Raw genomic sequence first — 12,539 nt, 5'->3', positions numbered from 1 at the left:
TGACCCGGCAGGGTATGAATCGTCCGACGTGCAGGGCGAGGTCACGTTCGGCCGGTACTGCTTTAGCATCGGTCCCACACGGAAATGCATGCACGGAGTTGGCCACCACGGGGGTCGGATCGGCGGCGACGCGTTCACGTTCACCACCCCGCACGTCAGGTTCGGCGACGGCGTCGCGAGGGCGATCGACGACGTCCTCGCCCGCGCGGAAGTCCAGAACCCGCTCGTCGTGACGGATGAGGGGGTGGAGGCGGCCGGCGTCCTCGATCCCGTGCTCGAATCGATCACGGGCGATCCGCTCGTTCACTACGCGACGACCGAACCGTCGACGGCGGACTTCGACGCGCTCCCGACGGACGCCGCCGACGGCGTCGTCGCGGTGGGTGGCGGTTCCTGTCTGGACACCGCAAAGGTCGTCGCGACCCTGCTGGCGCATGGGGGCGACGCGGCGGAGTATCTCGGCGTCGACACGGTCCCCGGCCGCGTCGCGCCGCTCGTCGCGATCCCGACGACGAGCGGCACCGGTTCGCAGGCGACCCAGACGGCCGTCCTCACCCACGACGGGATCAAACGTGGCGTGAGCGACGAGTACCTCCGGCCCGACTACGCGCTGGTCGACCCGACGCTCACCTTCGGGCTCCCCGCGAGCGTCACCGCACGGTCGGGATTCGACGCGTTTGTCCACGCGCTCGAATCGTTGACCGCCCGCGATCATCGGTGGATCGACCCACGGCCGATCACGTATCAAGGGGCGAACCCGGTCTCCCGGTCGCTCGCCCGCGAAGCGCTCGTGCAGGTTCACGGGGCGATCGAACGGGCGACGTTCGACGGCGACGATCGCGACGCGCGCCGGGCGATGAGCCTCGGCTCCCATCTCGCTGGGACGGCGTTCTCAGCATCGGGACTGGGGATCGTCCACGCCCTCGCGAGCGCGCTCGGGGGACTCGTCGACGCGCCCCACGGCGACTGTCTCGCGGCATCGATCACGGCCGGGTTGACGTACAACCTCCCGGTCCGTCGGGACGCGTATGCCTCGGTCGCCCGGCTGCTTGATCTCGACGATCCCGCAAGCACTCGGAACGGTGCCTCTGCCCTCGTCGACGAGTGTGACCGCCTTCGACGATCCCTCGGCCTCCCGACCGGGATGGATGATCTCGGTTTCGATCGGGCTGACGTCGACGAGATCGTCGCCAACACGCTCGTGCAAGAGCGCCGACTGCCGACGAACCCACGGCGGGCCGGCGATGACCTTCAGGCGCACCTGATCGAGATGGAGTTCGACGGCTGAGCGGTCGACGGCGTGGGAACCATCACAGCAATCCACGTATGCGCTCGCCACCCTCGTCGTGAGTCGCCGACTGGAGGATCGATACGAAGAGATGGTCTCACTCTTGATCCGTCGTGGATCGCGTGGGAGGGTAAGGAGGAATGCCCGGAAGGCCGATCGGCTCCGGGTGGGCGTGTGATTCAGGCGTCCCGTTGGGCTTCCGGCTTCAGGCGTCCAGTTCGGGTTCTGACCTCAGGCGTACCGTTCGAGTTCCGGTCGGTCGAGGTCCTCGAGGACGTCGGCGGCGACCCCGGAGAGGAACGATTCACCCTCGTCGGTGAGCCGGCGACCCTCGCCGGAGGCCGTCGAGACGAGTCCCTCCTCCTCTAACGCCTGCAGCGAGGAGCGAATGAGCTTCCGGGAGCCGGCGGAGTGTTCACCGGGGCGGACCGAGTAGCGGTTGGAGCCGCGCTTTTTCGAGCCGTACTCGGTCGCGAGCCGCTCGATGCCGATGGGCTCGTTTTTGGCGACCTTTCGGAGGAGGCTCGCCGAACGGACGTACCAGAAGTCGTCCTGTTCGGGGGGGAGTTCGCGACCCTCGCCGCTTTTGCTGAAGGCGACCCAGTCGGGCTCGTCGATCCGGTCCTCGAGTCGTGCGGCGACCTCCTCGATGAGGGCGTCCGCCGGCACGTCGTAGATGGTAACCATTGGGGGAAGTTCAGCCTTGCGTCGTTTAAACCCATCGTATTCGGGAGGTGCCGTGTGACCCGTTTTCACGGGCTCTGGCGTCGATCCCCGTCGAAACGCTCGACGCAACCACGACCGCCTTCGGCGGCCTAGCTGGGCCGTTCACCGGCCGTCTCGGGCCCGTCGAACACGAATTCGTCCCCCGCGCTCCGCAGGGTGAACCGATCGAGTTCGGCGACGAGCGTCCCCGCACCATCACGCAGCTCGGTGATCTCCGTCGCGATCTCGGCGATGTCGTCGGCGGTTCGCTCGGCCCCATCGGCGACCGAGTCGCCCGTCTCCGCCAACGCCCGCGCACGATCGGCCACGTCGGCGATGGTCGAGGCCACCTCGGTCGCCGACGCGGCGCCGTCGTCCGTCGCATCCGCGACCTCGCCCATCGAGTCGTCGAGACGGTCCATCGCCTCCGTCACCGTCCCGAACGTCGACCCCGCGGCGTCGACCTGCTGGCGGCCGTCATCGACCGAGGACTGCAGCTCGCCGACGTCCGTCCGAACCGCCGTCACGTCCGAGAGCGTTCGATCGACGTTCTCGCCGATCGTCGCGGCGTGCGTCTGAGTGCGGTCAGCGAGCGCTTTGACCTCCTCGGCGACGACCGCGAAGCCGGCACCGACGTCGCCCGTCGCGCCGGCGCCTGCACGCTTGCTTCCACCCGCTCCCGTGTCCACGCCGCCATCCGTCGCCGACCCGGACGCAACCGCGCCACCTCCAGCGCGAGCCGCCTCGATGCCGGCGTTGAGCGCGAGGATGTTCGTCCGGTCGGCGATGTCCTCGATGGCGGCGGTCGTCTCCTCGACGGCATCCATCCGCTCGTCCATCGACTCCGCGAGGTCGACGACGGTACCGACGCTCTCCTCGACGGCGTCCATCACCGTCACCGCATCGCGAAGCTCGTCCTCCGCGTCGTTGGCGATATCGGCCGTCTCGGTCGCCTCCGTCGAGACGGACTCCGCGCTCGCGGCGATCTCCTCGATCGTCGCCGAGAGCTGTCCCATCTCCCCGCCGGCGGTCTCCAAGGCCGTCGCCTGGTCACGAAGCCGCTCGGAGAGATCGCGGACCTCCCGGGCGCTTTCGCGCTGTGTCTCACGGAGCGTCTCCGCGCGGGCCTGCACGGAGTCGGTCGTCGATTCGACGTCGGCCGCGAACGTCCGAAGCTGGATGATGACGTCGGAGAGGTCGTCCGTCATCGATCGGTAGGCGTCGCTCAACTGCCGGATAGCCTCGACGTCGCTGTCGCGCGGCGGTTCGACGGTGAGGTCACGGTCGGCGACCGCCGACAGTGCATCGGCCAGCTCGGACGCCTCCAAGCGAAGGGTCTCGTTGAGCGTTGCGACCTGCTCACGCTGTTTTTCCGCCTCCTCGCGGGCTTGTTCGACCTCCGCCTGTTTTTCGGCCAACGCGTCGAGGTCGTCCTGCCGATCGTCGAGGTCGCTGTAGGTCGCCTCGAGCGAGCGCCAGTGAAAGAGGATGGCCACCGCGAGGCCGGCGACGAAGACCCCGTGTATCACGCCCCACGCGATCGGGTGGTCCATCGCCGCCGGATGGTTGTACACGTGCATTCCGGTGACCATCCCGAAGAGGCTGTGCTGAAAGACGACGTAGAGAATCGCGGCCGCGAACGGCACCCAGTCCTCATACAGCGCGACGACGCCGACGCCGACGAAATAGAGGAAGTGCGCCTCGATGAATCCACCCCAGAAGTACGCGAGGACGGCGGCGACCGACATGAACGAAAGCGATGCGAGCGTGGATCGAACCCGGCGTGGAAGGGCCGGAATCGCGGCGAGCGCGGCGAGGATCCCGACCGCCGCCACGCCGCCGATGGCATGAGTGATCGGGATCTCCGGAAACGCCGCCCCCGTGAGCGTTCCGGTTCCCTCAAAACGGCTGATGACGAGCAGCACCGGAAGCTGGGCAAGAATACCGAGGAGGATCATCCGATGGCGTCGCTCGAAGTCGCGCTCGGTGACGCGGTGGCCATCCGGAATCGCCGCGATGAACGCGGCCAGTTCACCAGCGACGCTCCCACCCTCCACCGCACGTTCTGAAGACATCCTACCCGTTGGATGTTAAACCCAATATAAACACCTACGCCCGAAAATATCAGCATTGATGGCTCCAACCCCAAAATCATCACTTGAGAAACTAATTTTCCGGGGATGAATCAACCTCCGCGCGAGACTGGATGTAATCCCTCTACGCGATGTACGCGTATTTTCGCTCGTTCATGCGCCCCCAGCCGGTGAAGACGAACTCCGCCTCCGGCGCGGTGAACTCCTCTATTTCGCGGTCGAGCTCCTTGTCGTACTCGTGGACGTCGTGGACGTCCTCGTACTCCTCCCATGAGAGGTCATAGCGGGCGGCGAGCTGGGCGTCGATGTCGAGCGCCTCGATCTCCGCCTGCCAGCCCTCACACACCGTCTCGGCGTGGATCTCCGCCTGTGCGCCGGAGCCGTACGATCCGACGAGCAGCGTCTCGCCGACGCCGTCGCCGTCGCGCTCGAGCAGGTCACGCAGCGCGCTGGTGCGGGCGACGTGGACGGAGCCGGTGTACCAGTTGCCGACCTCTCGTGCGAGCCCCAGCGTCGGCTCGACGACGTCGGCGTACCACGCCTGGTACTGGTCGGTTCCTTTGAGTTCGTCCATGTACTCGCGGATCGCCTCCTCGAACGCCTCGCGGTCATCGTACTCCGCCTCACGGGGCTGTCGGCCGATCTCCCCGGCGAGGTCGTCCTCATAGCTCGTATCGCGAATGACGTGGCGGTACGCGAGCAGCGCGGCCTTGCGGACCATGCCCGGGAACGGGGTGTGGAAGGGCGCGTACGCGAAATCGTCGAGTTCGACCTTGCCCGCGACGGACTGGTAGTCCTCCAACGCCTCGCGCATCCGGGCGAGATACACCTGCATCGAGCGCTTGCCGTCGACGCTGGGGAACTGCTGGTTCGGCTTCAGAAAGTCCGTCTCGTCTTTCGAGCCATACCCCTGATGCGTCGAGAGTTCGACGATCGAGGGATCCTCGTCGATGAGCATCGCGACTGCGCCGGCACCCTGGGTCGCCTCGCCGGGGTCGCCGCGGGCGTACAGCGCCGTATCCGTCGCGATCACGAGTGCCGCGCGGCCACGGTTCCGCCCCGCCCGGATCCAGTTGTACGCATCGTCGATCGCCTGGGTCCCCGCGACACAGGCGAACTTGCGCTCGCCTTTGTTCGCGTGGGTGAAATCGCCGTCATAGACCTGTTCGAGACAGCCCGCGATGTACGTCGAGACGGGTTTCGAGTGGTCGAACGCCGACTCCGTGGCGACGTCGATCCGTCCGATGTCCTCGGGGACGAGCCCCTTGCGGTCCATGAGCGTCTTGGCGGCGTTCGCGCCCATCGTGACGATGTCCTCGTAGACGTCCGGGAACGAGGAGTTGTTGAGCCCGAGCCCCTTCGTGTACTTCGCCGGATCGTCGCCCTTCTCCGGCGCGAAGGTGTTCGGTAAGTCGAGTTTGAGCTTCCCCGTCCGGATCTCGATCGCGTCGATCCCCACTGCGGTCATACATGGTCGTTCATACAGCGGGCTTATGGGCCTGTCGATGGGAGTTACGTCGATCGTGGAAACGAATTGGGGGAGAGGGATATAAATGAGCCGCACCCGCGGTAAACGTTATAGTAGTACGAATACGTATTACAAACATGTCAACGACGGTTTCCGCGAAGATTCCGGAGGAACTCAAGCGTGAGTTGGAGGACGAGAACGTTAACGTAAGCGAGGCGATCCGCGAGGCCTTGGAGGCTGAGGTTCGTCGACGGCGACGGGAGCGACTGTGCGAGCGGGCGGCGGAGCTTAAAAATGACACGAGAGACCCAGTCGACGCCGATGAGATCGCGGGGTTGGTGCGCGAGGACCGAACGGAACACGACCGATGAGCGACGATGCAAACGGCGAGCCCGGCCGAACGCCGGTCTTCGACACGAGCAGTCTCATTGCCGTCCTACTCGATGACGACACACCCCCGATATCGGTCCTCTTCGACGGTCACGTCCTCGATCTCACCATTTATGAGGCGGGAAACGTCCTCTGGAAGATCCACACATTACAGGGACGAACAACACAACAGGAGCACGCGGAACTGATCTCGTTGCTTGCGGACCTTCGGCGCGAACTCGTCGTGCACGATCTGGAGGAGATCGGCGTCGATACGGTGATGAGGGTCGCAACGGCGACGGATTTGACGTTCTACGACGCCGGATATCTCGCATGTGCTGAGATGGTGGAGACGACACTGGTGACTGAAGACAGCGAACTTTCTGCGGTCGCTAACGGTCGCGTGAGGTCGAAGCGAGTACGGAACGTTGACGTTTTCACTGATAATAATAATAAATGAAGTTATCAGTTTGTTAGGAACAGTTGACCGTCTTTGGATCGGCGTACCGCTTTCGATTTTTACCGTGACTATTTTCTTTCATAATTATGGGCTACTTTCAGATATTTCGGCTAGACGGCTAGTTACCCGGACCAGGGACACCCGTAATATATATTGTTCTACGGTTATCGTCGTCAATAAACGTTATACCGATCATGGATCCTCGGGCATCGCTGTCAAATTCGAGTGTTATTGTATTTGTGTCACCTGTCTCTTCAAACGAAAGAGGCTCCGGGAGGTCTTTGAAGCCACCACGAAGCTCAATGTCAATTTCTTCTATCGTAAATGAATTCTTAACCGCCGAACCATCATAATATAAATTATATGCGATTTCTTCAAACACAATACTCTCTTCAGCATCGTTGCGGAAGGTGAGTTCCACTTCACTGTTGCTCACACCACTACTTTGTCCTCCTCTTATATCATCCAAAATTACTCTGTTATCTCCCCCGCTAGGATTCAATCCTTCAGGATCACCACTACGTTCTTCAGTATCACTGATCTCAAATTCTACAGACTGCCAGTCTTCTTCCCCAATGCTTGCAGTGACATCGTTGGATCCAATGCTAGTGAACACACGACCGTCGTCGTTCGTAGTAAAGGAGCCTCCATCAATTGTCACTGTTGAGCCGGAAACCGGATTATTGTATTTATCTCGCACCTCGACACCGATCTCACTATTAGGTGATACGATTTCTGAGCCGACCGGAACGATGTACGCCGGTTCACTCGTTCCCTGACCGTCGATTGAGACCTCCGATAAGCGGAGGTCATACTGGTCAGATTCCATGAACTCGATTCGTATCTCCCCGTTTCCTTCAACAGGTTCGGCAGTCACCGGGATGTCCTTGAGTTCAAACCTATCAGTCCACAACTCTGCGGCACGAGTCTCGTCACTCAAAGCGGTGGGAAGGACGATACTGTCACCAGCTTCGACGTCTATTGGCACCGTTCGAGCACCCTGAGAGACGGCTTCCGGATCAACGCTTCGTGCTTCAACACCGTCCTCAGAGACCGTTCCAGACAGAGTTGTCAACGAGATCCGGTCGCTCCGGACAGCGGTCTGATCCGTTCTGAACAACGTCGCATCGCTCGGGAACTCGGCACCGACGATGGAGTGTTCATAAATAAGCGTTGGAGCGTTCTGGAACTCGTTGTAGTTCGCAGTGTATCGAACCGACCGCGTTCTGTACTCCGCTCCACCGTCGTTCCAGAAGCTAACAATGTTCTCGTGTGCAGCACTTTCATTGATCGTGATATCATTGAGATCGATTTCTTGGTCAGAAGTTGTTTCGAGGCTTCCCGTTGCAGGGGGTGGATTCACGAAGAACGTCCGCTGTGGATACCGCGTCCCGAGTTTCACTGATGTCGATCGACCATCACCGGAGCGCCCGGCACTCAGGATCGAGTTCCGGAGATCGACGAAATCACCCTCCACCTCTTGACTATGTTCGAACTCCACCTCGGTGTTCTCCTGTGGTACAACCAACGCCTGATAGACGGCCAACGAGATGATCAGAAAGCCGAAAAGGACCACGGCCCCGACCACGACCGACTGCCCCCGCCGGTCGTGAATGAATGTCATGATCCACGGTCCGGGACCGACCCTTATAAATTCCGCACCCGCGCTCTCAACATTGATACGCGATCGGCGGCATCGGTCCGTCCTTCGATCGCGCAGCGCACACTATCCCGCCGCCCGTTTTCCGGTTTTCACCGCGACGATGGCGGAGACGACCGCCCCGGCCCCGCCGATCAGGACCGCCTGCGTCGAATTGATATCACCGAGATAGATCCCGAGAAGCGAGACGGTCACGAACGTGAACACCATCGCGGCGATCACCGACCCGAGGCCCGGTCCCGCCGACTCCCCGCCGCTAGATCCGCTCATGGCCGATCGCCTCCCGCCGCTCACTTAAAAGGCGCGCCGTTGTGCGCGCCCCCGTGGGACCCGGACCGGGTCGTTTTTGCGGGCGGCCGCCGCAGTCGGGCGTATGGCGAAACAGCCGCATCTGTTGATCGAGGAGGGCGACGTCCACGAGACCGCGATCATCCCGGGCGACCCCGGTCGCGTCGACCGCATCGCGGACCTCTGTGACGACGCCGAACTCGTCGCGGAAAACCGCGAGTACAAGGTCGTCAACGCCAGCTACGAGGGCGACCCGCTCACGATCTGTTCGACCGGCATCGGCTGTCCCTCCGCGGCCATCGCCGTCGAGGAACTCGCGCGCGTCGGCGTGAAGAACTTCATCCGCTGCGGGACCTGCGGCGCGCTGCAGGAAGGCATGGAGATCGGTGACATGGTCGTCGCGACCGGCGCGGCCAAAGAGGAGGGGACGAGCAAGCGCTATGAGGACGCGGTCTACCCAGCCGTCCCCGACTACGACGTGCTCTCCGCGCTCGTCGACGCCGCCGAGGCGAACGACGAGGAGATCCACGTCGGCCCCATCGTCTCCGATGACGCCTACTACAACGAGAGCGACGAGTTCGTCGCCGACTGGGAGGCCGCGAACCTGCTCGCGATCGAGATGGAGGCCGCCACCGTCTTCGCGCTCGCCCGCCGCAAGGGGCTCCGAGCCGGCGCGATCTGCACCGTCGACGGCAACCTCGTCGAGGGGACGCAGAAGGGTGCCGACTCCGACGACGAGCTGCCGGAAAAGGCAAAGGACAACGTCGAGCGCGCGATCCGGATCACGCTGAACGCCGTCGTCTCGTTATAAGGACGCGGATCGGTGGACGCTGTCTCCGTGTCGACCAACACTCGTTCACCGATCAAGGAGGTCGGCCGCGTCCACGACCGTCGCGAACTCCCCGTTCAAGTGCGCGAGCGCGACGCGGTGGGACGTCTCGGCGTCGACCCGCTCGCCGTCGGGCGTCTCGCGGTCGTGTGTCGCCGTCGCGTCGGCGACGAGGTACACCTCGTAGCCGCGGTTCTCGGCCATCCGAACGCTCGTCGAGACGCAGTGATCCGTGGTCAGCCCGCAGACGACGAGCGTCCCAGAGCCCTGCTCGCGAAGCCACGCGTCGAGGTCGGTGTCGACGAACGCGCCGTTGACCGACTTCACGAAGGCGACCTCGTCCTCCAACGGCGCGAGGTCGGGTTTCCACGCGAATCCCGGTCGGTCGGGCCGCAGCGGCGAGTCCGGTTCCGTCGAGGCATGGCGGACGTGTGCGACCGGGCGATCGGCGGCTCGCCACGCCGCGAGCAACGCCGCCGCGACGGACTCCGCCTCGGGATTGTTGCGTGCGCCCCACCCCGACTCGTCGAACCCCGTCTGGAAGTCGATGAGCAGGAGGACCGCGTCGTCCGGGAGGGGGGTGTCATCCCGAAGTTCGGGGGCCCCCTCAGTCATCGTCCGCACCGACGATAGTGGGGGACGGACCGCCGCTGTCGGCGTCGCCGGCCGCCGAGAAGCGCTGCCATGCGCCGGGTTCGAGCAGCTCGGCGGGAGCCTTCGGATGCTCACGGGTCGGATTCATCGGGCACTCGTCCGGACTTTCGGCGTCGTCCTCGCGGAAGAGATACTGCGGCCACTCGCGGTCGCCCTCGGCACCCCAGTCGCCGAGGTCGGCGTGTGGACAGACGCCGTCGTACTCGGCCATCCGTTCCTGAATGACCTCCCGGGCCTGCTGCCCGGCTTCGGTGTCGGCGGTGATCCCCTCGAAGACCGCCCGCGGCTGGAAGGTGATCTCCAATCCGACCGGCGAGTACCGGCTTCGTCGCTCGTCATAAAACGGGGCCCGCGAGGTCGGAAAGAGCGGCTCGCCGCCGAAACAGAACTCCCAGTAGGGATCGTCGGGATCGGTCGGAATGTCTTCGGGCCATGGCTCGGGGTCGTGAACGTGGAGGAATTCGAGGACGTGCCAGAGCGCCTCGTGGAAGTCGGCCTCCGTGGCGTCGTCCGCAAGCGGCTTAAAAAAGACCGCGAGCGGCACGCGCTCGGCGTGATCGCGGTAGGTGTCGAGATATTCGAGGAGGACGTCCCGGAACCGGAGGAGTGCAGCTGGCTCCGTCGTCGACTCACACGCCGCATAGAGCAGTTCGCCACGCCGTTCGACTTCGATCCCGAAATAACAGGGGAACGGCGAGCCGTCGTGGTCGGCAAGCATCGACTCACGGAACGTGCGGTAGTGTTCGGACAGCCATGCAGGCGCGTCGTCGAGCCGTTCGTGAAGGGTCTCCTGATCCAACAGCACGCCCTCGGTGCCGGGCTCGTTCATGTCCGATCAAATGGCGTCAAAGGGCTTTTCGGTTTCGTTCGCTCCCGTTTCGTGGGAAGGCCGATCAGCCCCTCAGTCGCCCGCGACCGCGAACCGGGAGGCGTCGCTCTCGGCGGTCGGTGAGGTGACGAGCGAGACGCCCACGGTGAGCGCCGCCGAGAGCACCATCAGCGCGAGCGCGTAGTCCCACCCGCCGAACGAGCGCGGCAGCGTAGGGATCAACACGAGCGCGAGGTAGATGATCTGTGGCACCGCCACGCCGGCGATCATCCCCGAGCGGGTCGTTCGGTCCCAATAGAGGGCACAGATCACGGGGAGCGCGAGCAGCGCGAACCCGGAGAACGCCGTGTCACCGACCTCGATAAGCGTGCCGGGACGCAGGAGGCTGGCGAAGAACGCCAGCGTCGCGAAGACGGCCACGCCGACCCGCCCGAGCCACGCCTCCCGGCTCGCGCTGGCGTCAGGGTTGATAAGGGGTCGGTAGAGGTCGCGGGTGAAATACGACGAGCCGGAAAGCAGCATCGAGTCGGAGGAGGACATCATCGCGGCCATCGCGCCCGCGATGACGAGCGCCGCGAACCAGAACGGCGTGTACTCGTTGAGCACGACGGGGAGCACGTTCGCGCCCTCAGCGACATCGATGGGCATGCCGGCGGCCCAGGCCCCGAGCATAAACGCCGGAAGGAAAAGGAGGAGGACGAGCACGGGCCAGAGTGCGAACGAGCGCTTGAGGACCGCGCCGCTCTCGGCGACGAAAAAGCGCTGGTTGATCTGTGGGAACATCGTCACACCGAACGCGATGGTGATGGCGCTGGAGATGATGAACCCGGGCGTGTAGAGGCCGCCGCCGAAGCTCCCGAAGTCGGGACGCGCCTCCAGCATGGACCCCGTCGCGGATCCCAACCCGCCGACCGCGGCAAGCACCCAGATCGCCGCGATCCAGACGATAGAGAGCATGAAGAGCCCCTGAATGGTATCGGTCCACGCCACCCCACGCATCCCCGCGAGCACGACATAGAGGATCATGAACGCCGTGATGAGCGCGGCACCGGCCCAATACGGGACGATGCCGTCGGAGAGCCCAACCAGCGCCTCGCCCGCCCCCATCTGCTGGAGCATGACGTACGGAAAGAGCCAGATGAGACTGACGCCCGCGACGAGCCCGCGGAGGCCGGGCGAGCCGAACCGATCGCCGAGCATCTCGCCCAGCGTCACGTAGCCGTTACGTCGGCCGACGAGCCACTGCTTGTAGCCGATGACGTACCAGAGGACCGCGAACAGGACGCCGTCCAGCGCACCCATCACGATCAGCCACTCGGGACCGGCCGAAAACGCGAGGTTCGGCCCGCCGAAGAAGGTGAACGCCGAGAGCAACGTGGCGAACGTCGTGAACAGGAGGACGAGGGTGCCGAACGACCGGCTCGCGAGGTAGTAGTCCTCGGCGGTCGCCTCCGTGAGCCGGTACGCAAGCAGGCCCACCGCGAGCGCGACGAGGAGGTAGACCACGATGATCCCCAGTTGGACGGCGACGCTCACGGTCGATCACCTCCCTCGACCGACGGATCGAACCCCATGCCCCGCTCCCACGCGCCGCTTGCGACGAATCGCCAGAAGAGGATCGAACAGATCCCGAGCCACACGATGTGCCACCAGATCCAGACCGGGAGCCCGGCGACGACGAGATCGACGCCCCACAGCGGCCAGGGGACGGCGAAGACGATGAGCACCGCGAGGATCGGTATCCATACGAGATCTCTTCTAGACCGCCTCATTATAACACAATTAGGTCATTGTGGATTAAAAAGTATCGATGTGCTTCGACTGAGAGCTTCGAAGAAAATTTTTCTTCATAACACCGGTTCGGGGAGGAACCCGACAACTATTTTGCGCGCACAG

Annotated in this window: 13 protein-coding genes; 4 read left to right on the top strand and 9 right to left on the bottom strand. The window is 63.8% G+C overall.

The genetic code is table 11. From position 1 onward, the window contains the following. Positions 1–88: 88 nt before the first annotated feature. Positions 89–1,288, top strand: coding sequence for an iron-containing alcohol dehydrogenase (locus CHB65_RS03140; protein ID WP_089383606.1), 1,200 nt, complete (start codon positions 89–91; stop codon positions 1,286–1,288). Positions 1,289–1,519: 231 nt separating this feature from the next. Here the strand turns inward: CHB65_RS03140 and CHB65_RS03135 are convergent, their stop codons facing one another. The 3 genes from CHB65_RS03135 to hmgB all read right to left on the bottom strand — a co-directional run bounded on the left by CHB65_RS03135 (position 1,520) and on the right by hmgB (position 5,554). Continuing rightward, entirely contained in the window at positions 1,520–1,975 is a 456-nt protein-coding gene (locus CHB65_RS03135; protein WP_089383605.1) for a 30S ribosomal protein S19e, read from the bottom strand. Between the two features lie 128 nt (positions 1,976–2,103). After that, a complete protein-coding gene (locus CHB65_RS03130; RefSeq protein ID WP_089383604.1) occupies positions 2,104–4,068 on the bottom strand; it encodes a methyl-accepting chemotaxis protein in 1,965 nt (654 codons plus the stop codon). 142 nt (positions 4,069–4,210) lie between these two features. Then, positions 4,211–5,554 carry a hydroxymethylglutaryl-CoA synthase gene (gene hmgB, locus CHB65_RS03125; protein ID WP_089383603.1) on the bottom strand — a complete coding sequence of 448 codons (1,344 nt, stop codon included), beginning with the start codon at positions 5,552–5,554 and terminating at the stop codon, positions 4,211–4,213. A 137-nt stretch (positions 5,555–5,691) separates the two neighbouring features. Here hmgB and CHB65_RS03120 point away from each other — a divergent pair, with 137 nt between their 5' ends. Both CHB65_RS03120 and CHB65_RS03115 read left to right on the top strand, forming a co-directional pair. Further along, complete coding sequence (locus CHB65_RS03120) at positions 5,692–5,925, top strand: type II toxin-antitoxin system CcdA family antitoxin (RefSeq protein WP_089383602.1); 234 nt, start codon at positions 5,692–5,694, stop codon at positions 5,923–5,925. After that, positions 5,922–6,383, top strand: coding sequence for a type II toxin-antitoxin system VapC family toxin (locus CHB65_RS03115; RefSeq protein WP_089383601.1), 462 nt, complete (start codon positions 5,922–5,924; stop codon positions 6,381–6,383). Before CHB65_RS03120 ends, CHB65_RS03115 begins: the two co-directional genes overlap by 4 nt. A gap of 118 nt (positions 6,384–6,501) precedes the next feature. Here CHB65_RS03115 and CHB65_RS03110 read toward each other — a convergent pair whose 3' ends face one another. Next, positions 6,502–8,007 (bottom strand): Ig-like domain-containing protein, encoded by a 1,506-nt coding sequence (locus tag CHB65_RS03110; RefSeq protein ID WP_089383600.1) that lies wholly within the window; start codon positions 8,005–8,007, stop codon positions 6,502–6,504. A 102-nt stretch (positions 8,008–8,109) separates the two neighbouring features. Next, positions 8,110–8,313, bottom strand: coding sequence for a hypothetical protein (locus CHB65_RS03105; protein WP_089383599.1), 204 nt, complete (start codon positions 8,311–8,313; stop codon positions 8,110–8,112). 103 nt (positions 8,314–8,416) lie between these two features. On the opposite strand from CHB65_RS03105, the gene CHB65_RS03100 reads away from it, so the two are divergent. Further along, the gene (locus CHB65_RS03100) at positions 8,417–9,142 is read left to right on the top strand and encodes a nucleoside phosphorylase (protein ID WP_089383598.1); all 726 of its coding nucleotides are present in this window, start codon (positions 8,417–8,419) and stop codon (positions 9,140–9,142) included. 45 nt (positions 9,143–9,187) lie between these two features. Here the strand turns inward: CHB65_RS03100 and CHB65_RS03095 are convergent, their stop codons facing one another. The 4 genes from CHB65_RS03095 to CHB65_RS03080 all read right to left on the bottom strand — a co-directional run bounded on the left by CHB65_RS03095 (position 9,188) and on the right by CHB65_RS03080 (position 12,415). Further along, positions 9,188–9,775: a cysteine hydrolase family protein gene (locus CHB65_RS03095; protein WP_089383807.1), complete on the bottom strand. Its 588-nt coding sequence runs from the start codon at positions 9,773–9,775 to the stop codon at positions 9,188–9,190. Beyond that, entirely contained in the window at positions 9,768–10,643 is an 876-nt protein-coding gene (locus CHB65_RS03090; RefSeq protein WP_089383597.1) for a YqcI/YcgG family protein, read from the bottom strand. Before CHB65_RS03090 ends, CHB65_RS03095 begins: the two co-directional genes overlap by 8 nt. Positions 10,644–10,715: 72 nt before the next feature. Next, the gene (locus CHB65_RS03085) at positions 10,716–12,179 is read right to left on the bottom strand and encodes a sodium:solute symporter family protein (RefSeq protein ID WP_089383596.1); all 1,464 of its coding nucleotides are present in this window, start codon (positions 12,177–12,179) and stop codon (positions 10,716–10,718) included. Next, on the bottom strand, positions 12,176–12,415 hold the full coding sequence (locus tag CHB65_RS03080) for a hypothetical protein (protein WP_089383595.1): 240 nt from the start codon (positions 12,413–12,415) through the stop codon (positions 12,176–12,178). The genes CHB65_RS03085 and CHB65_RS03080 overlap by 4 nt, the downstream gene beginning before the upstream one ends. Positions 12,416–12,539: the final 124 nt, after the last annotated feature.

The organism is Halorubrum vacuolatum, assembly GCF_900188065.1.
Taxonomy (GTDB): Archaea; Halobacteriota; Halobacteria; order Halobacteriales; family Haloferacaceae; genus Halorubrum; species Halorubrum vacuolatum.
The sequence above is the reverse complement of the archived record's forward strand: the minus strand, read 5'-3'. Positions and strand labels throughout refer to the sequence as shown.

Bases quoted from the DNA above. Each gene is read 5' to 3' on its own strand.
- CHB65_RS03095 (WP_089383807.1), bottom strand. From the start codon at position 9,775: ATGACTGAGGGGGCCCCCGAACTTCGGGATGACACCCCCCTCCCGGAC.
- CHB65_RS03105 (WP_089383599.1), bottom strand. From the start codon at position 8,313: ATGAGCGGATCTAGCGGCGGGGAGTCGGCGGGACCGGGCCTCGGGTCG.
- CHB65_RS03135 (WP_089383605.1), bottom strand. From the start codon at position 1,975: ATGGTTACCATCTACGACGTGCCGGCGGACGCCCTCATCGAGGAGGTC.
- CHB65_RS03090 (WP_089383597.1), bottom strand. From the start codon at position 10,643: ATGAACGAGCCCGGCACCGAGGGCGTGCTGTTGGATCAGGAGACCCTT.
- CHB65_RS03115 (WP_089383601.1), top strand. From the start codon at position 5,922: ATGAGCGACGATGCAAACGGCGAGCCCGGCCGAACGCCGGTCTTCGAC.
- hmgB (WP_089383603.1), bottom strand. From the start codon at position 5,554: ATGACCGCAGTGGGGATCGACGCGATCGAGATCCGGACGGGGAAGCTC.
- CHB65_RS03100 (WP_089383598.1), top strand. From the start codon at position 8,417: ATGGCGAAACAGCCGCATCTGTTGATCGAGGAGGGCGACGTCCACGAG.
- CHB65_RS03130 (WP_089383604.1), bottom strand. From the start codon at position 4,068: ATGTCTTCAGAACGTGCGGTGGAGGGTGGGAGCGTCGCTGGTGAACTG.
- CHB65_RS03140 (WP_089383606.1), top strand. From the start codon at position 89: ATGCACGGAGTTGGCCACCACGGGGGTCGGATCGGCGGCGACGCGTTC.
- CHB65_RS03110 (WP_089383600.1), bottom strand. From the start codon at position 8,007: ATGACATTCATTCACGACCGGCGGGGGCAGTCGGTCGTGGTCGGGGCC.
- CHB65_RS03120 (WP_089383602.1), top strand. From the start codon at position 5,692: ATGTCAACGACGGTTTCCGCGAAGATTCCGGAGGAACTCAAGCGTGAG.
- CHB65_RS03080 (WP_089383595.1), bottom strand. From the start codon at position 12,415: ATGAGGCGGTCTAGAAGAGATCTCGTATGGATACCGATCCTCGCGGTG.